This window comes from Bradyrhizobium sp. IC3195, from assembly GCF_020193585.1.
In the GTDB taxonomy this organism is placed as follows: domain Bacteria; phylum Pseudomonadota; class Alphaproteobacteria; order Rhizobiales; family Xanthobacteraceae; genus Bradyrhizobium; species Bradyrhizobium yuanmingense.
In genome coordinates this window covers 545,066-563,164 of record NZ_JADYVG010000003.1, presented here as the reverse complement: position 1 = coordinate 563,164, position 18,099 = coordinate 545,066, and the positions used below count along the sequence as shown (strand labels likewise).

The following is an 18,099-nucleotide window of genomic DNA, read 5'->3' as shown; positions in this document are numbered from 1 at the left end:
GTATAACACAACCAACGAGTCGGTTCAACGGATGTTTTACGGATGGCGAATGCGTCAGCCCATCGCCTCCAGCTCGTCGATCATTCCGGCGATGACGCTGAGTCCGCCGTCCCAGAACTTTGGGTCCTTCGCATCTAACCCGAATGGCCGCAGCAGCTCGGAATAGTGCTTGGTGCCGCCGGCGGCGAGCATGTCGAGATAGCGCTCGGCGAACCCCTCGGCCGCGTTCTCGTAGACGGCATAGAGCGAGTTCACGAGACAGTCGCCGAACGCGTAGGCGTAGACATAGAACGGCGAATGGATGAAGTGCGGGATGTACATCCAGTAGTTCTCGTAGCCCGCCTTGATCTCGATCGCCGGTCCAAGGCTCTCGCCCTGCACCGACAGCCAGATCTCGCCGAGCCGCGTCGCGGTGAGCTCGCCGTTCTTGCGCTCGGTGTGGACCGCACGCTCGAAGGAATAGAACGCGATCTGCCGCACCACGGTGTTGATCATGTCCTCGACCTTGCCGGCGAGCAGCGCCTGGCGCTGCTTCGCGCTCTTGGTCTGGGCCAGCAGCCGCTTGAAGGTGAGCATTTCGCCGAACACGCTCGCGGTCTCCGCCAGGGTCAGCGGCGTCGGCGCCATCAGCGCGCCGTTCTTTGCCGCGAGCACCTGATGGACGCCATGGCCGAGCTCATGCGCGAGCGTCATCACGTCGCGCGGCTTGCCCTGGTAGTTCATGAGAACGTAAGGGTGCGCTGACGGCGTGGTCGGATGCGAGAACGCCCCGGGCACCTTGCCCGGCCGGACCGGCGCGTCGATCCAGCGGTCGGTGAAGAAGCGCTCGGCGATATCGGCCATTTTGGGCGAGAAGCCGCGATAGGCCGTCAGCACCATGCTGCGCGCCTCCGGCCAGGCGATGACATCGGTCGCCGCGAAAGGCAGCGGCGCGTTGCGGTCCCAATAGGCCAGCCGCTTCTTGCCGAACCATTTCGCTTTCAGCGCATAATAGCGATGCGACAGTTTCGGATAGGCTGCGCGCACCGAGGCGACCAGCGCATCGACGACCTCGCGCTCGACACGATTGTTCAGATGGCGGGAATCGGCCACGTCCTTGAAGCCGCGCCAGCGGTCGGAGATGTCCTTGTCCTTGGCCAACGTGTTGGTGATCAGCGCAAAGGTGCGCTCATTGGCCTTGAAGGTCTTCGCCAGTGCCTCCGCCGCGCTCTTGCGCTTGGCGCCGTCGCGATCCTGCAGCAGATTCAGCGTCGGCTCGATCGCGAGCTCCTTGGCGCCGACCTTGAAGCGGAGGCTGGAGATGGTCTGATCGAACAGCCGGTTGAAGGCTGAATAGCCGGTCTGCGCCTTCTCCAGGAAAAGCTGCTCCAGCTTGTCGTCGAGCTGGTACGGCTTCTCCTTGCGCAGATCCTCGATCCAGGGACCGTAGTGCGCGAGCTCGGCGGCCTGCATCGCGCGATTCAAAATATCGTCATCGATCCGATTGAGCTCGAGCGCGAAGAACAACAGATGCGTGGACGCCGCCGTCAGCCGCTCGGACACGTCGCCGTAAAACTTTGAAATCGCAGGGTCCACACTGTCGCCGGCATGGACGAGCCCGGCATAGGAGCCGAGACGGCCGGCGAGATCGTCGATCGCCTCATAGCGTCGCACCGCCTCGGCGAGCCACTTTCCGCCATCTTCGTTTGCTGTCCCTGTCGCCAGCTTGCCCCTGTAGTCCGTCTCGAAGGCGACGCAGTCGGCATCCATTCTCTCGAGGTCGCGCGCCACCTCCGGCGCCTCGATCCCGGAATAGAGGTCGGCCAGGTTCCACTCCGGAAGCTTGCCGGTCTTGCTCGCAGCTTTGGAGGGTGCAGCTTTGGAGGGCCTTGCCTTGGGGGCGGATTTTTTGGTGCTTGGCTTGCGGAGAGCGGGCTTGCCGGGAGCGGACTTCTTGAGAGCGGACTTGTTCAAGGTAGATTTGTTCAAGGCGGACTTGGAGCGCGAATTCATTGTGTGGGAAACCTGTGTTCAACAATCGCGGCGGCAGGCGGGGGCATCAAGGTTTAAGCGTGCGTTAATCGGCTTCGGCCAGAGTGCCCCGATTCGAGACAGATAGTAGTAGCGTGCGGGGAACACCATGGCTGCCAGTATTTTGATCGCCGACGACGACGCTGTAGCCCGCCGGCTGGTCGAGAACATGGTGCAGAAATGCGGCTATGAGACGGTCGTCGTGGACTCCGGTGACGCCGCAATTGCCGCCCTCACTGCCCCCGACGGACCGGCCATCGACGCCGTCATCCTCGACCTCGTCATGCCCGGCCTCGACGGCATGGGCGTATTGGCGAAGATCCGCGAAGCCGGCCTGAGCGTCCCCGTCATCGTGCAGACCGCTCATGGCGGTATCGACAACGTGATCTCCGCGATGCGCGCGGGCGCGGCCGATTTCGTCGTCAAGCCGGTCGGCGTCGAGCGGCTCCAGGTCTCGCTTCGCAACGCGCTCAACACGTCCGCGCTCAAGGGGGAATTGCAGCGCATCCGTCACAGCCGCGAAGGACGGCTCACCTTCTCCGACATCATCACCCGCTCCGAAGCGATGACGGGCGTGATGCGCGCCGCCCAGAAGGCGGCAAACTCCGCGATCCCCGTGCTGATCGAGGGCGAGTCCGGCGTCGGCAAGGAGATGTTCGCGCGCGCCATCCATGGCAGCGGCGAGCGCAAGGCCAAGCCGTTCGTTGCGGTCAATTGCGGCGCAATTCCCGACAACCTCGTCGAGTCCATCCTGTTCGGCCATGAGAAGGGCGCCTTCACCGGGGCCACCGAGCGGCACACGGGCAAGTTCGTCGAGGCTCATGGCGGCACGCTGTTTCTGGACGAGGTCAGCGAGCTGCCGCTGACGGCGCAGGTAAAGCTGCTGCGTGCGCTCCAGGAAGGCGCCGTGGAATCGGTCGGCGGCCGCAAGCCGCTCAAGGTCGACGTCCGCATCATCTCGGCCACCAATCGCAAGCTGCTGGAGCGGGTGAAGCAGGGACAATTCCGGGAAGACCTGTTCTACCGGCTGCACGTGCTGCCGCTGACGATCCCCTCGCTGCGCGCGCGGCGTGAGGATATCCCGCACCTGCTCAGGCATTTCATCGCGCGCTTTGCCGCCGAGGAGAGCCGCCCGATCACCGGGATCAGCGGCGAGGCGATGGCCCATCTTGCCCAGCTCGACTGGCCCGGCAACATCCGCCAGCTCGAGAACGCGGTCTATCGCGCCGTGGTGATGAGCGACGGGGACCAGCTTGGTCTCGGCGACTTCCCTCTGCTCGCCTCGCAGGCGCATCCCGTCACGGATATTCCGACCGCTCCGTTGCTGCTCGAGCCGGCGGCGACGCCCTCCGTAGTGTCGGGTAATGAAATACCAATCGCCCCGCTCCCCGCGGTGGGAACGCTGTCTATGCTCACTGCGACCGGGGATGTCCGCCCGCTGGAGGACATGGAGAACGAGATCATCCGTTTCGCGATCTCGCATTATCGCGGCCAGATGTCCGAAGTGGCTCGCCGACTCAAAATCGGCCGCTCGACGCTCTACCGCAAACTCGACGAGGCCGGGGTTCCCGGGCATGGCGGCAAAAGCGGCGAGGAGACGCATTGAGCCCAGTGCGAACGAAGCTTCGCGCGGCGGTGCGAGAACGCTCTAAGCCGTTCGCATGACGACGGAATTCGTCTGCGATTTGAACCGTGACCTGGAAGTGACAGACAGAGGGAAAAGCGCGTGGCAGAACCGTACAATCCGTTGCCAAGAGGCTCCCTTGAAGTCAGTTTGTCGTGAGTTGTCCCGGGTAGCGCTGGCCGCAAAATCGGGGCCTGTATATCGTCTGCGTCAGAATCGTTGCGTGCAGGCGTGCAACTTTCGAGAGGCCGGCGCGGTTTAGCCGAAACATCAATAAGCGATAACGAAGCTGTTCCATGAAGGAACAGTTCACCCGAGGGGTGCGACACAATGCGTGACTGTTTGAACCACCGTGTGGGCTTTGACCGTGTCTTGATGACGGTCGCGGCGACCTTCCTCACGGTGTCGGCCAGCTCGGCCCTGGCGCAGGATCTGCCGCGCAGCAGCGCCGCGGAACTCGCGATCGAAGCCGCGATCCCGCGCCCCGAACCGGCAAACGTCCCGCCCCCGACTGCAGCCGACATCAAGCTCGACACCACCGCCACGGTGCAGGATTCCACGAAGGACGTCGCAAGGGATTCCGCCAAGGTGAACGTCGCGCCCACGGCGGACAAGGTGGAGACCAAGCCCTCCGACGTTGCCACCACATCCGCGCCGGAAGCGCCGAAGAGCGAGACTGCGAAAACCGAGTCGGCCAAGGCCGACACCGCAACGGCCACGCCGGCGGCTCCCGCAGCACCGGCCGCCGAACCGGTGAAGGCCGCAAGCAACGTGCCCACCGCCGACCAACCGGTCGCGGACAAGCTCAAGGACATCATCGGCGCTAAGACCTCGCGCCATTTCGACCGCAAGAACGAGCGTGCAGCGATTGAGAAGTTCTACGGCGCGCGCGACTTCGCGCCGGTCTGGACGCAAGGCGGCAACCTGACTGCTGCGGCCAAGGGCGTGATCGCACGGCTCAAGGACGCGGCGTCCGACGGTCTCAATCCCGCCGACTATCCGGTGCCGGATTTCGCCGCCACGACCCCCGATGCGCTGGCTGATGCCGAGCTCAAGCTCACCGCCAGCATGTTCGACTATGCGCGCCACGCCCAGAGCGGCCGCATGCATTGGTCGCAGGCGAGCGGCGACATTCTCTATCCCGAGCATCCGGTCGATCCCGGCGAAGTGCTCGCCAAGGTCACGACGGCGGCGGACGCCTCCGCGGCGCTCGAGAGTTACAACCCGCCGCACAAGCTCTACAAGGAGCTGAAGGCCAAGCTCGCCGAGCTGCGCGGCCAGGGCAGCGGTCCGGTGATCGAGATCGCCGACGGCCCTGCGCTGAAATACACCCCTGCCGGCAAGAAGCAGGCTGAGATCGTCGTGGAAGATCCGCGCGTGCCGCAACTGCGCGCCAAGCTCGGCCTCGCCGAGAACGCGAGCGACACCCGCTATGACGCGGCGGTCGCCGAAGCCGTGCGCAAATTCCAGAGCGGCGCCGAGTTGAAGGCGACCGGCATCCTCGACGACAAGACGGTCAAGGCGCTCAACACCCCCAAGCGCGACAAGCAGATCGACGTGGTGCTGGTGAACATGGAACGCTGGCGCTGGCTGCCGCGCGAGCTCGGCGCGCCGTCGCTGGGTGATGCCTATGTCATCCTCAACATTCCCGATTTCACTTTGAAAGTGATGCAACGCGGCCAGCAGGTCTGGACCACACGCGTCGTCACCGGCAAGCCGGGCAAGCAAGCCACCCCGCTCCTCACCGAGACGATGAAGTACATCACGGTGAACCCGACCTGGAATGTGCCGCCATCCATCGTTTACAACGAGTACCTGCCGGCATTGCAGCAGGACCCGACCGTGCTTCAACGCATGGGCCTGAGGCTTGAGCAAAACCGCGACGGCTCGGTGCACATTTCGCAGCCGCCGGGCGAAGCCAACGCGCTCGGCCGCATCCGCTTCAACTTCCCGAACAAGTTCCTCGTCTATCAACACGACACGCCGGACAAGCATTTGTTCGCCAAGGAAGAGCGCGCCTTCAGCCATGGCTGCATGCGCGTGCAGAATCCGGATCAGTACGCCTCCGTTCTGCTCAACATCGTCATGCCGAACGAGAAGTACACGCCGGAGCGCATCCGCAGCATGTACGGCAAAAGCGAGATCGACCTGAAATTCCCGACCCCAATCCCGGTCAACATCACCTATCAGACCGCGTTCGTGGATGAGGCCGGCAAGCTGCAGTTCCGCAAGGACGTCTATGGCCGCGACGCGGCCATGATCAACGTCCTGAAGAACAACCGCGGCAAGGACCTCGAGGCCGTCGTGGCGCATTCCCAGCCGAGCTATTCGCGTCCGGCAACGACGCTGCCCTCCGGAGTGGCCGTGGCCAACAACGGCAGCGGCTTCGGCTCGTCCGGGCCGAACTTCTTCGAGCGGCTGTTCGGGGCGCCCACCCAGGCCGTGCCCCCGGCACCGGTCGGCCGCCGTCCGCAACAGCAGCGGGTGTTTACCCGCTGACGCCCGTCCCGCACTCGTTTTCCTGAAATTCTGCAAGGAAATCAGCGACCCCGTCCCCAGGATGGGGTCGTTGACGTTAACCATGCTGCGACCTGCGATGGGGCGGCGGGCGTTTTTTTGCCACAGTCAACCGCTTAGGATCGTAATCTGACTTGGTTTGGGGGCGAGAAGGTCAACCTCAAATTAACCTTCTCGCTTTAAGAAAGCGTTCATCCTCTTTCGCGCTGCTAACGGGGTTGGCGGGAGAGTCCATTTGAACGCTCGTCGACTGGGTGGGCTCATACGTGCTGACTGGTCTCGCACGCCAATTCGTTGTGCTGTCGTTGTCCCATGCGGGCGTGAAGGCCGGATCCCGGATCGGCCTTGCGGCTGCATTGCTGCTTGCGGCCGCCGGTTCGGTTCATGACGCCGCCGCTCTGAACGAGACCAAGACGCTCTCGTTCCACCACACCCATTCCGGCGAAGACCTCACCGTCACCTTCAAGCGCGACGGGCGCTACGACGAGGCGGCGCTGAAGCAGCTCAACCACTTCCTGCGCGACTGGCGTACCCAGGAACAGACGGTCATGGACCGTCGCCTGTTCGACATCCTCTGGGAAGTCTATCGGGACGTCGACGGCAAGCAGCCGATTCAGATCATCTCCTCCTATCGCTCCCCCGCCACCAACGCCATGCTCCGCCGCCGCTCCTCCGGCGTGGCGCGCGCCAGCCAGCACATGCTGGGCCATGCGATAGACTTCTTCATCCCCGGCGTACCGCTGGAGCAGATCCGCTTCGCCGGCCTGCGCCTGCAGCGCGGCGGGGTCGGCTTCTATCCGACATCCGGCTCGCCTTTCGTGCACCTCGACACCGGCAGCGTCCGGCACTGGCCGCGGATGACGCATGACCAGCTCGCCCGCGTCTTCCCGGACGGCAAGACGGTGCATCTGCCGACCGATGGCGTGCCGCTGAAGAACTATGAGCTCGCCAAGGCCGAGATCGAGCGGCGCGGCAACGGCGATGATGCCGGCAGCAAGCCGAATTTCTTCGCAGCCTTGTTCAGGAGCAAGCCGGCAGCTCCGGCCGCCAGCGACGAGGATGACGAGGGCGCGCCCGCCCCGGCCGCGAAGCCGGCGGCACCGACCGTCGTCGCAGCCGCCGCCAAGCCCGCCGAGCCGGTGCCGACGCCGCGCGCCAAGCCGCAGATCGCCGCCGCGATCCAGCTCGCGTCGGCCGATGCGCAGATCGTCGCGCCGCCCAAGCCGAAGCCCGCGCCCGTGGCTGACAAGCCCGCTTCCGGCAAGCCTGTTGACGGAAAGCCGGAGACCCCGGCCGACATCATCAATGCGCGCGGCTTCTGGGATGACGTTCCGGCGACGCCGCAGCAGGCGACGCCGGCGCAGGTCGCCGCGCTGAAGGCGCGCCAGGCGCTGGCCGCGGCCACCGATCCGCAACCGACCGCGAGCGTGTCCAACGCGGCCCTGCACGCCCTGGCTTACGCGCCGGCGGCCTCCCCGGTCGACCGCGGCAATGTCGTCGCCGCCTCGGCGCCGATCCCGCGCACCACCCGCCCCCGCAGCGTGGCTCAGGCGCCGGAGATCAACAGCGTGGTCGGCAAGAGCGTCGACGGCAGGGTCGCAACCGCGACCCGCCTGTCTGCGGCCAAGGGCGAGAGCATCTGGCTCAAAATCGTGATGCTGTCGCCGAGCGCCAGCCACGCGATGTCGGTGACGCTGATGGGCGAGCTCGATACCGCGGCGCTGCGCGGCTATTTCGTCAAGCCGCGCTCGGTGATCGCGATGGGCTTCTCCGACGACCCGATGCAGGGCCTGTCCTGCGACAATTTTTCGGGCAGCGCGACCGCAAAGCTCGAGACGACGTCGTTCGTCGTGCGCACCGCCGCGCTGCGCTGAGTCCTCTGTACCAGCAAAGCTCTCTCTGTTCGTCCTTGCCCGGGGTCGATCAAGCCGGCAAGCCGGCCGCGATGAGGCCGGCCTCGTGACGCTGCCGGTCGGGCTCGCGCTTGTAGTGCAGCGTCGCAAGATAAGCTGCCACCGAGAATCCCGGTTCGCGCTTCAAGACCTCGGCGGCGTGAGCGCCGGCCGCGATCGCGTTCTTCATCTGCGCGAATGTCGCCGCCAGGAACGCATGATGGGTATAGTCGGGGCGCGTGATCCTTGAAAACGCCTCGGCGGCCTCGGCGTATTTCTCCGCGCAATAATAGGCGCGGCCCAGATGGCTCCAGAAGCGCTCGGGATGATAGGGGTTGAGACGCATCGCTTTCCTGATCCAGTCGATGCCTTCCTCCGGCAGGCCCAGCCAGGTCAGAAGCTCTCCCTGTTGCACGACGACGAGGTCGTAGTTCGGATTGAGGGCGAGTGCACGCTCCTGGTGATAGGTGGCCTTTTCGTAGTCGTGTCGCGTCAGATTCAGCGCGGCGAGAATTCGGTGTACGTCCGCGTCGTTGTCGTCGAGCGCCAACGCAATTTCCAGCTCCGAAGCAACCTGCTCGAAGGTCGCATCGCGGTCGGCGCACCAGCCATAGATCCAGCACTGACCGAGCACGCATGCCTTCCAGGCATGAGCGTGGGCATAGTTCGGATCCATCGCCAGCGCACGGTTGAGCAGCGTCTGCGCCTGAGCGTTGTCGTCGCGGGTTGATCGATGATGCAGGAGCTTTGCAGCCAGCACGCATTCGTAAGCGGGCATGTTGTCGGTCGGCTTGCGCTTGGTGCGGTCGTGCGTTGCGGCTTCTACTCGCCCCGGCAACGTCGCCACGATCGCGCGGGTCATCTCGTCCTGGATGGCGAAGATATCCCGGAGCTCGCGGTCGTAACGTTCGGCCCAGATATGGCGGTCGGTCTCTGCATCGATCAGCTGCACGGTGACGCGGACGCGCTCGCCGGCCTTGCGAACGCTGCCCTCGATGACATAGTCGACTCCGAACTCACGGCCGATGTCCTGGACCTTTACGGCCTTTCCCTTGTAGACGAACGTCGAGTTGCGGGAGATGACGAGCAGGTCGTGGAAGCGCGAAAGCTCGGTGATGATGTCCTCGGTGAGACCGTCAGCGAAGAACTCCTGCTCCGGATCGCCGCTCATATTGGCGAACGGCAGCACGGCGATGGACGGCTTCTTCGAAACACCCGGCGGCGTCAGAGCACGATTGGACCCGTCAGGCAGGCTTGCGGGCCCCTCCGCCAGCCGAATGCGGAAGATGCGGATCGGACGGGCGATGTTCTTGACGCTCTGTTCACCGAGATCGTCGAACTGAACGCCGTCGAGCCGGTCGCCGACCTGATCGCGCACCGCGCCGGAGACGCAGATTCCTCCGGGCTCGGCCAGCGTTTCCAGCCGCGCCGCGACGTTGACGCCATCGCCGAATATGTCGTTCTGATCGACGATGACGTCGCCGAGATTGATGCCGATGCGGAATTGGATCCACCGCGGCGGCGGGACGTCGGCATTGCGCCGCGCCATGCGGCGCTGAACCTCGGCCGCACATAGCACGGCATCAACGACGCTGTGGAATTCCGCGAGCATGCCGTCGCCGGTCGTCTTGATGATACGGCCGCGATTCTTGGCAATGGCGGGATCGATGAGCTCGACACGATGGGTCTTGAGGCGCGCAAGAGTGCCGGCCTCGTCGACCTCCATCAGCCGGCTGAAGCCGACCATGTCGGCAGCGAGAACCGCGGCAAGCCTGCGCTCTGGTCCCGGCACATCCATCGCTCGGTCCCTTCACCGAGCAACCTAGCAGATGCCGAGATTTTGCCCAAGCTTGGTGCGCTGCAACGCCGACCGGGCGGGGCGCCTCAGAGCATCCCCAGCGCCTGCATGTAGGTCTCGAGGATGGTCTCGGCCTCGGCGCGCTCGTTGGGGTCCTGCTTGCGCAGGCGCACGATGGTGCGCAGCGCCTTGACGTCGTAGCCGTTGCCCTTGCTTTCGGCATAGACGTCGCGGATGTCGTCGGAGATCGCCTTCTTCTCTTCCTCCAGCCGCTCGATGCGCTCGATGATGGATTTGAGCTGGTCCTTGGCGAATTTCGTCGCGGGCTCGTCGTCGCGGACGGCGGCGGAGGTGGCCATCTTGGTACTCCCAATGGAACTGGCAAAACGAGGTGACGCCGGCATCCCTCACCGCGCGTGCTGGGTAGACCCTTAGGGTCGGCGCTCCCAGCGTTCAAGCAAGCATCGCGCTCGTCCACAGCGCGCCCACACCTTCCTGCGCCGACGCACAGAAAGCTGTTGTGTGGTGCGACTCAGGGCTCGGCGATGGGCGGTTCAATGCCCGTGGGGATGGACCTTCTTCATCGCCTCGAGCTGCTCGGGCGTGGCCGTGCCCTGGTGCTTCGCCTTCCAGGTCTCATAGGGCATGCCGTAGACGGCCTCCCGGCTCTCGTCCTTGCTCAAGGCGACGCCCTGGGCGTCCGCGGCGTCCTTGAGCCAGTTGGACAGGCAATTGCGGCAGAAGCCGGCCAGATTCATCAGGTCGATGTTCTGGACGTCGGTGCGGCTCCGCAGATGCTCGACCAAGCGCCGAAAAGCGGCCGCCTCGAGCTCCGTTCTGGTTTTGTCGTCGATTGCCATGGCTGTCTTCCTCAAGGTCCGTTCCGGGGCAGGGTTACGGGATCAGGTGGGTCTTGTCACAGATTTTGCCATATCGCGGCGCAAAGGGGCCACTGCCCGGCTGCCCCCGGCCCAACGCCAAATCGTCAATGATCTGGTATAGCTTCCGCGACAATGACTGCCGAATCTCCCCGCTCCCTGCTTTACCTGCTCGCCCGGTTGGTCCCGGTGCTGGTGGTCGCCCTGGCGTGCCTCTACGCCGGCCCGGCCTCCGCCGATTTCCGCCTCTGCAACAACACGTCGAGCCGGGTCGGGATCGCGCTCGGCTACAAGGACGCCGAGGGCTGGACCACCGAGGGCTGGTGGAACATCTCGTCCCGTTCCTGCGAGACGCTGCTGCGCGGCACGCTGGTCGCCCGGTACTACTACATCTACGCCATCGACTACGACCGCGGCGGCGAATGGTCGGGCCAGGCCTTCATGTGCTCCCGCGACAAGGAGTTCACCATCCGCGGCACCGAGGATTGCCTGGCGCGCGGCTATGACCGCACAGGCTATTTCGAGGTCGACACCGGCGAGCAGCGCGCCTGGACGGTGCAGCTGACCGACGCCAACGAACAGCCGGCGCAGCAGCGCGTGCCTGGCCTGCCCGGCCCGGTGGGCCCGGGCGGCGTTCCGGGTTTGCCCAATAGCCCGCCCGGTGCTACGCCCCCGGGCTCGCCCGGCCTGCCACCCCCGTCTGGAAATAAGCCATGAGGCGCCTTCGCCGTATCAAGATTCTCGCGACCCTGGGACCAGCCTCTTCAGACCTCGCGATGATCCGCCGCCTGTTCGAGGCCGGCGCCGACCTGTTCCGCATCAACATGAGCCACACCCCGCATGACAAGATGCGGGAGCTGGTGGCGACGATCCGCAACGTCGAGAGCAGCTACGGCCGGCCGATCGGCATCCTGGTCGACCTGCAGGGCCCGAAGCTGAGACTGGGCTCCTTTGCCGAAGGGGCGATCCAGCTCCAGAACGGACAGACCTTCACGCTGGATTCCGACAAGACACCCGGCGATGCCACGCGCGTCCAGCTCCCGCATCCGGAGATCCTGGCGGCGCTCAGGCCCGGCCATGCGCTGCTGCTCGACGACGGCAAGGTGCGGCTGATCGCGGAGGAGACCTCGAAGGAGCATGCGGTGACGCGTGTCGTGGTCGGCGGCAAGATGAGCGACCGCAAGGGCGTCAGCCTGCCCGACACCGACCTGCCGGTCTCGGCGATGACGCCCAAGGACCGCGCCGACCTCGAGGCCGCCCTCGTCACCGGCGTCGACTGGATCGCGCTGTCCTTCGTGCAGCGCGCCGACGACGTCATCGAGGCCAAGAAGATGATCCGCGGCCGGGCCGCCGTGATGGCCAAGATCGAGAAGCCGCAGGCGATCGACCGCCTCGCCGACATCATCGAGGCTTCCGATGCGCTGATGGTGGCGCGCGGCGACCTCGGCGTCGAGCTGCCGCTGGAGCGGGTGCCGAGCCTGCAGAAGCAGATGACGCGGATGGCGCGCCGCGCCGGCAAGCCGGTGGTGATCGCGACCCAGATGCTGGAATCGATGATCCAGTCGCCGGTGCCGACCCGCGCCGAAGTCTCCGACGTCGCCACCGCGGTCTATGAGGGCGCCGACGCCATCATGCTGTCGGCGGAATCGGCGGCCGGCAAATTCCCGGTCGAGGCGGTCTCGACCATGAACCGCATCGGCGAGGAGGTCGAGCGCGATCCGACCTACCGTTCGGTGATCATGGCCCAACGTCCGGCGCCGGAATCCACCGCGGGCGATGCCATCGCCGACGCCGCGCGGCAGATCGCCGAGACGCTCGACCTGCCGGCCTTGATCTGCTGGACCTCATCGGGCTCGACCGCCGTGCGCGTGGCGCGCGAGCGGCCGAAGCCGCCGATCGTGGCGATCACGCCGAACATCACCGCCGGCCGCCGGCTCGCGGTCGCCTGGGGCGTGCATTGCGTGGTGGCGGAGGACGCGCGCGACCAGGACGACATGGTGAGCCGCGCCGGCCAGATCGCCTTCCGCGACGGTTTCGTCCGCGCCGGCCAGCGCGTCATCATCGTCGCCGGCGTGCCGCTCGGCATCCCCGGCACCACCAACATGGTGCGCATCGCCTCGGTCGGCCCCGAGGGCGACGCCAACATGTGAGGCCCGCCGGGGGCGGCCAAACAAAAAGTCGAAAAACAACCCCATGCACAGTAGCCGGCCACTCTGGCCGGACCTTGCCGGGGTTTTGCGAAAAGACACGCTCGGGCAATGGCCTGAGCGCGATCAGGTCGCCTTTTGGCTCGCGGCGCGATTTCTTCAGGTCCCGACCAGCGCCGTGTTCGCAGGCAGCAGCGTCTGCTGCACCAGGCCGCTATCGCTAGGAACCGGTTATATGGCCACCACCGTAGAATCCGAAGCCCGCGCCCGCCCGACGCTGGGCATCGTGCTCATGGCGGCCGCGATGCTTTCGATCCCGCTGGTCGATGGGATCGCCAAATATCTGAGCGCCGACTATTCGCCGCTCTTCATCGCCTGGGCGCGCTACGCCGTGGCAAGCGCCGTCGTCCTTCCGGTGGCCGCGATCAGGTACAAAGGAGAGATCTTTCCCGCCGAACGGCGCCCCTCCCATATGCTGCGGACGGTGTTCCTCGTCACCGGAATGACGCTTTACTTCCTGTCCATCGCGACCGTTCCGCTCGCCACAGCGGTCAGCGCCTATTTCGTCGGGCCGGTCATCGCGGTTGCGCTCGCCGCCATCGTGCTGAAGGAGCGGTTGACGCGCGGAAAGATCGCGAGCCTGGCGCTGGGCTTCACCGGCGCCATCGTCATTCTGCGCCCGGACGGCGACATCGAGCCCGGCATCCTGCTGGCGCTCGGCGCCGGGCTAACGTTCGCGCTCTATCTGATCGCAACGCGGCAGGCTTCTCTGGTCAGCGATCCCGTCAAGACGCTCGCCTTCCAGTGTGTCGTCGGCATGGTGCTCCTGACGCCACAAGCCATCTTGACCTGGACCACACCGGCTTGGGACGCTGTCATGTTCTTTCTGGCTTTGGGTGCGCTCTCTGCTGTCAGTCATGTCCTGTCCATCGCGGCATTTCGCTTCGCCGAAGCGTCCACCCTGTCGCCGCTGGTCTATCTCGAACTGCTCGGTTCCACAGCCATCGGCTATCTTGTCTTCAAGGATATCCCGCAAGGCTCCACGATCGCCGGAGCCGTCCTCATTGTGACCGCCGGGCTCATTCTTCTGAAGCGTCCCACCGGGGTTGATCAGTCCGGCCGGGAAAATGCTGATGTAGCAGGATAACAGCGGGCCCGGGCGATCCCGGTGGCGGGTCGGCTCAGGCGCCGACCAGTGCCTTGGTCGTCGGCAGCAGCGTCTGCTGCACCACGAGGCCGCGGGCACGAGCGTCCATGACGCCGACGGCGCGCAGCGCCAGCAGGGTCACGGTCTGCACCGCATCGCGCATCTTGACGGGATCATCGAGATTGTCGGGCGCGAGCGGGCCGACGAGCGCCTCATGCAGCGCGCCGAGCAAGGCGGTGGCCGCAAGCGCGGTGTCCTGCGCCGGCAGATGGCCGGCACGCACGGCGGCGTCGATCCGGGAGGCGATCTCGCCGGCGATCTCGCGCCGGCTGGCAAGGCGCGAGGCGCTGACATCGACATCGACCGGCTCGGCCAGGATGCCCCAGGCCAGCCTGCGCTGCGACAGCGTATGCACCGCCACCGTGGTCACGGCGGCCGCCAGCGCCGAGGACGGCCCCGGCGCGGCATCGGCCGCCCTTCGGATCGCCGCGAGCTCGTCGCGGGAGACCTCGGCAATGAGCTCGGAGATCAGCTCGGCCTTGGAGGGGAAATAGCGGTAGACGGTGCCGGCCGCGACATTGGCCCGGACCGCGACCGGCGCGATCTGCACCGCCGCCATCCCGCCTTCCGCCGCCGCCTCCCGCGCCGCCGCCAGTATGGCGCTGCGCCGCGCCGCAAGGCGCTTCACCACTTGATGCGTCCGCCGATAAACCATGGCGCGCTTCCTGTCCCACACGCCGGCCGCACGCCGTGCGGCCGAACGCTTCTCACGCAATAGATGCAAATCGCCCCGCAAGGACTGAACAACTATTCAGGGTGAATGACAAGATGCAAATGCGTGGGGCGTCATGGTGGGCGGACGGAGGCGTCAAGCTGCGTCGGCGCGCGCGTGGGCTTCGTTCTGCAACGCACTCCGCCCTCGTTCCCGTTTCCGACATCCACAATCTCTAGGTGTCAAATCAGAAAATTCTCGCAAAGATTCACGCAACCTTAACTGGCTACCCGTAGTCCTACGGTTGTAAATTGGAATTCGGCAATGCGTTTCACGAGCGGGCTTTCTGCGGTTCAGCGACCCGGCTCTGCTCGTGATGTTCCCGGCGCATATGGCGCCTTGATGCTGGAACGCGCGGCGATTTCTTCCGATCCGCGAGAGGTCATGTCCCTTCCCGCGGCCGACAGGCTGCGGCGGTCGTGGAGGGCGAAGCAGCGCGGCAATGCGCTTGCAGCGATCGCCGTTGTCGTCTGCTCGATGCTGGCAGGCGCGCTCTACACCCTGGCCATGGGAGAGGACGTCAACTGGGATTGGCAGAACTACCACGAATACAATGTCTGGGCCGTTCTCAACGGCCGCTATGGCGTCGATGTGGTCCCGCCGGGCTTTCAGACCTACTTCAATCCGCTCGTCTATTTCCCCGTCTACTATCTCCGCCACGTGCTGCCGGCGCCCTATGGGCTGATGATCATCGGCGCTGTTCACGGCCTCAACCTTGCGCTGATCTGCCTGTTCGCGCGTCTGGTGCTGCGCCAGGCCGCAACCATCGCGTCGGTCGCAGCAGTGGTCGTCATCGCTGCCTCGGGTCCGATGACGCTCTCGGAAGTCGGCACGAGCTTTTCCGACGTGCTGCTGGCCTTGCCCGTGATCGGCGGCTGCCTTCTGATCCTGGTGGCGGATCGCCGACCGGCGATCTGCGTCCTGCTCGCGGGATTGCTGATCGGTGCCGCCGTCGGGCTGAAGCTGACCAATGTCGTCTACGCGATCGGCGCTGCCGCGGCGCTGATCGTCTCCGCGCGTCCGCTGCGGGCGATCACGCTTCTTGGCATCGGCGGAATGGCCGGCGCGGCGCTCACCGGCGGGGTATGGTGCCTGATCACGTGGCGCGACACCGGCAATCCGATCTTCCCGCTGTTCAATGCACTGTTCCAGTCGAGCGAGGTGGCCGGCGTCAACCTGATGGATGCGCAGTTCATGCCTCATGGCGTGCTCGACGCACTGGCCTACCCCTTCTACTGGCTGATCGGCGACCACCGAGGCGCGGAGCATCCGTTCCGCGACGCGCGCTTCGCGGTGGTGATGGTCCTGCTCGTGGTCGGCCTGTGGGTCCGCGCGAGGCGCAAGAGCGCGATCCTCACCCGGGGTGACGTGCAGCTGGTGGTGCTGTTTGCGGCCTCTTACCTCGCATGGCTCGGCCTGTTCTCGATCCAGCGCTATGCGGTGGTTCTGGAGCTCCTGTGCGGTCCGCTGATCGTTCTCCTGCTCACGCGCCTCGCTGCGAGCACCGGACCGTCATCGCTGACGGCGTCCCCTCGTCCGCTCGCCGTGTTGACGTTGACGCTCGCAGTCGCGATCGCAGCGTGGTCGCAGCCGGCGGACTGGTGGCACCGCCCCTGGTCCGACGTCTACCGGCCGAAGATCGCCCACGAGCTCGATCAGCCCGCGACCTATTTCATCCTCGGCAAGCCGCTGGCCTATATCGCGCCGCAGCTGCCCTCCCAATCGCGCTTCTACCTGCTCGCCGATATCGCCGTGCCGATCGTCCCCGGCGGCATCTTCGACCAGCGCATTCGCGCCGGGCTGAAGACGCCGCTGCCCGGCGGCGTCCGCGAATTGCACATGCGCGGCGATCCGGACCGCAGCGCGCTGCTGGATCGCTACGAGCTCACCATCGATCGCTCCCGGCCCTGCGTCACCATTGAGGGCGCCCGCCCCGGCACGGTGATCGAAAGTTGCCCGCTGATCGCGCGGACTGCGCATTAGTCGCCGTCCGCGCGGAACTCAAACTTGAGAACCATCGCGCCTCTCGAACAGAGGCCTTACCCTTTGAGCATACAATGAGTCATGGCAAGCTCGGCACAGACAATCCAGCATCAGTAAGGATCTACGCGTCCCTCACCGTGGTCGCTGCGGCCATTCTGCTGGCGGTTGTCATATTTGACTTCCAACTGGCAGCAGCCCAGTCGTTCCCATCGTTCGTACTTGACCCAGGCGGCTTTCCGGTTGGTCGAGATTTTCTGAACACTTGGATAGGCGGCCGATCGGCTTTTTCCGGCGGCCCTGCGGACTGGTTTGATCCCAGCGCCTACATGGCTGCGATAGCGAAGGTGACCGGCATTCCCGATTTGGCACCTCTGTATTGGTCGTATCCGCCGCATCTTCTGTTCTTCATTTGGCCCTTTGGTTTGCTCGGTTTTCTGCCGTCGTACATTGTGTGGTGCATCACCGGGCTTGCCCTGTATGTTTGGGCGGCAACATCATGTGGTGTCGAACGAAAATACTGGGTGTTTCTGGCCGTCGCACCTGCCGTCACGGTTAACTTATTCCTCGGCCAAAATGGCTTCTTGAGCGCTGCGCTCTTGATCGGAGGTCTGGCAAACCTCGAGCGGCGGCCGATACTCGCTGGAATTTTGTTTGGTATGCTGACTATCAAGCCGCAACTCGGACTCCTGCTTCCGATCGTGCTGGTGCTGGGAGGGCACTGGCGAGTCATTGGTTCAGCCGTCGTCATGACGGTGTCGCTTGTCGCCGCGACTGCAGCATGGTTTGGGCCAGAAATCTGGATCGCATATTGGCATAAAGTTTTGCCGCAACAGCACGAACTGCTCGACGTGGCAGGTATCATGGGCTGGCCGATCGTTGCCTCAGCCTTGATCAACGCCCGCCTTGCGGGTCTTCCGGCTGATTTGGCCTGGGTAGTGCAAGGAGCGGCGTCGGTATGCGCCGTCGGTGCGGTGGTTTGGACGTTCTGGCGCAAGCGCGATCCGGTCCTCTCACTAGCGCTCTTCGTTACCGCCACCTTCTTGTTTTCACCCTGGATCATGAACTACGACATGGTCGTATTCGGATGGATTGTCGCGCTTCTGCGTCAGCGCGGAAACGAAGCATTCGCCGATCAAATTCTTTCGCTTGCGTTGTGGATGCTGCCTATTCTGATGTTTCCATTCGGCTTCGCGCAAATACCGATTGCTCTACTGATCCTCCCCTTGTTCGCCGCTCGTCTGCTGTGGCGGTTGTCCAATGATAGATCAAAGCAAGCCTCGTCAGTGACGTCGCCAGCTTTAGCTTGAGTGGCGACATTTCCCATCTGACGT

The 18,099-nt window shown here is 64.9% G+C and carries 13 protein-coding genes; 8 read left to right on the top strand and 5 right to left on the bottom strand.

What is annotated here, in order from left to right; translation table 11 throughout:
* Positions 1–54 precede the first annotated feature (54 nt).
* On the bottom strand, positions 55–1,992 hold the full coding sequence (locus I6F09_RS09955) for a M3 family oligoendopeptidase (RefSeq protein WP_225187969.1): 1,938 nt from the start codon (positions 1,990–1,992) through the stop codon (positions 55–57).
* Between the two features lie 127 nt (positions 1,993–2,119).
* On the opposite strand from I6F09_RS09955, the gene I6F09_RS09950 reads away from it, so the two are divergent.
* The 3 genes from I6F09_RS09950 (at position 2,120) to I6F09_RS09940 (ending at position 8,025) form a co-directional block, all read left to right on the top strand.
* Entirely contained in the window at positions 2,120–3,616 is a 1,497-nt protein-coding gene (locus I6F09_RS09950; protein ID WP_225187968.1) for a sigma-54 dependent transcriptional regulator, read from the top strand.
* Positions 3,617–3,964: 348 nt separating this feature from the next.
* Positions 3,965–6,133: a L,D-transpeptidase family protein gene (locus I6F09_RS09945; protein WP_225187967.1), complete on the top strand. Its 2,169-nt coding sequence runs from the start codon at positions 3,965–3,967 to the stop codon at positions 6,131–6,133.
* Between the two features lie 284 nt (positions 6,134–6,417).
* On the top strand, positions 6,418–8,025 hold the full coding sequence (locus I6F09_RS09940) for a DUF882 domain-containing protein (RefSeq protein WP_225187966.1): 1,608 nt from the start codon (positions 6,418–6,420) through the stop codon (positions 8,023–8,025).
* Between the two features lie 49 nt (positions 8,026–8,074).
* Here the strand turns inward: I6F09_RS09940 and I6F09_RS09935 are convergent, their stop codons facing one another.
* From I6F09_RS09935 to I6F09_RS09925, 3 genes are all read right to left on the bottom strand, one after another.
* Positions 8,075–9,841: an adenylate/guanylate cyclase domain-containing protein gene (locus I6F09_RS09935; protein ID WP_225187965.1), complete on the bottom strand. Its 1,767-nt coding sequence runs from the start codon at positions 9,839–9,841 to the stop codon at positions 8,075–8,077.
* Positions 9,842–9,927: 86 nt separating this feature from the next.
* Entirely contained in the window at positions 9,928–10,200 is a 273-nt protein-coding gene (locus tag I6F09_RS09930; protein ID WP_018641571.1) for a DUF2312 domain-containing protein, read from the bottom strand.
* A gap of 195 nt (positions 10,201–10,395) precedes the next feature.
* Positions 10,396–10,701: a DUF1244 domain-containing protein gene (locus tag I6F09_RS09925; protein ID WP_035998652.1), complete on the bottom strand. Its 306-nt coding sequence runs from the start codon at positions 10,699–10,701 to the stop codon at positions 10,396–10,398.
* 153 nt (positions 10,702–10,854) lie between these two features.
* Here I6F09_RS09925 and I6F09_RS09920 point away from each other — a divergent pair, with 153 nt between their 5' ends.
* The 3 genes from I6F09_RS09920 (at position 10,855) to I6F09_RS09910 (ending at position 14,013) form a co-directional block, all read left to right on the top strand.
* A complete protein-coding gene (locus I6F09_RS09920) occupies positions 10,855–11,436 on the top strand; it encodes a DUF1036 domain-containing protein (RefSeq protein WP_225187964.1) in 582 nt (193 codons plus the stop codon).
* Entirely contained in the window at positions 11,433–12,869 is a 1,437-nt protein-coding gene (gene pyk, locus I6F09_RS09915) for a pyruvate kinase (RefSeq protein ID WP_036021924.1), read from the top strand. Before I6F09_RS09920 ends, pyk begins: the two co-directional genes overlap by 4 nt.
* A gap of 232 nt (positions 12,870–13,101) precedes the next feature.
* Positions 13,102–14,013, top strand: a complete 912-nt coding sequence (locus tag I6F09_RS09910; protein WP_225187963.1) for a DMT family transporter — start codon at positions 13,102–13,104, stop codon at positions 14,011–14,013.
* A 34-nt stretch (positions 14,014–14,047) separates the two neighbouring features.
* Here I6F09_RS09910 and I6F09_RS09905 read toward each other — a convergent pair whose 3' ends face one another.
* Positions 14,048–14,728 carry a TetR/AcrR family transcriptional regulator gene (locus I6F09_RS09905; protein ID WP_057028549.1) on the bottom strand — a complete coding sequence of 227 codons (681 nt, stop codon included), beginning with the start codon at positions 14,726–14,728 and terminating at the stop codon, positions 14,048–14,050.
* 441 nt (positions 14,729–15,169) lie between these two features.
* Between I6F09_RS09905 and I6F09_RS09900 the strand changes: the two genes are divergently transcribed.
* Complete coding sequence (locus tag I6F09_RS09900; RefSeq protein WP_225187962.1) at positions 15,170–16,768, top strand: glycosyltransferase 87 family protein; 1,599 nt, start codon at positions 15,170–15,172, stop codon at positions 16,766–16,768.
* A gap of 74 nt (positions 16,769–16,842) precedes the next feature.
* Entirely contained in the window at positions 16,843–18,075 is a 1,233-nt protein-coding gene (locus I6F09_RS09895; protein ID WP_225187961.1) for a glycosyltransferase family 87 protein, read from the top strand.
* Positions 18,076–18,099 lie beyond the last annotated feature (24 nt).

Coding starts and splice junctions, on each gene's coding strand:
- I6F09_RS09910 (WP_225187963.1), top strand. CDS start 13,102: ATGGCCACCACCGTAGAATCCGAAGCCCGCGCCCGCCCGACGCTGGGC.
- I6F09_RS09895 (WP_225187961.1), top strand. CDS start 16,843: ATGAGTCATGGCAAGCTCGGCACAGACAATCCAGCATCAGTAAGGATC.
- I6F09_RS09930 (WP_018641571.1), bottom strand. CDS start 10,200: ATGGCCACCTCCGCCGCCGTCCGCGACGACGAGCCCGCGACGAAATTC.
- I6F09_RS09920 (WP_225187964.1), top strand. CDS start 10,855: ATGACTGCCGAATCTCCCCGCTCCCTGCTTTACCTGCTCGCCCGGTTG.
- I6F09_RS09935 (WP_225187965.1), bottom strand. CDS start 9,841: ATGGATGTGCCGGGACCAGAGCGCAGGCTTGCCGCGGTTCTCGCTGCC.
- I6F09_RS09900 (WP_225187962.1), top strand. CDS start 15,170: ATGTCCCTTCCCGCGGCCGACAGGCTGCGGCGGTCGTGGAGGGCGAAG.
- I6F09_RS09945 (WP_225187967.1), top strand. CDS start 3,965: ATGCGTGACTGTTTGAACCACCGTGTGGGCTTTGACCGTGTCTTGATG.
- I6F09_RS09905 (WP_057028549.1), bottom strand. CDS start 14,728: ATGGTTTATCGGCGGACGCATCAAGTGGTGAAGCGCCTTGCGGCGCGG.
- I6F09_RS09950 (WP_225187968.1), top strand. CDS start 2,120: ATGGCTGCCAGTATTTTGATCGCCGACGACGACGCTGTAGCCCGCCGG.
- I6F09_RS09955 (WP_225187969.1), bottom strand. CDS start 1,992: ATGAATTCGCGCTCCAAGTCCGCCTTGAACAAATCTACCTTGAACAAG.
- I6F09_RS09925 (WP_035998652.1), bottom strand. CDS start 10,701: ATGGCAATCGACGACAAAACCAGAACGGAGCTCGAGGCGGCCGCTTTT.
- pyk (WP_036021924.1), top strand. CDS start 11,433: ATGAGGCGCCTTCGCCGTATCAAGATTCTCGCGACCCTGGGACCAGCC.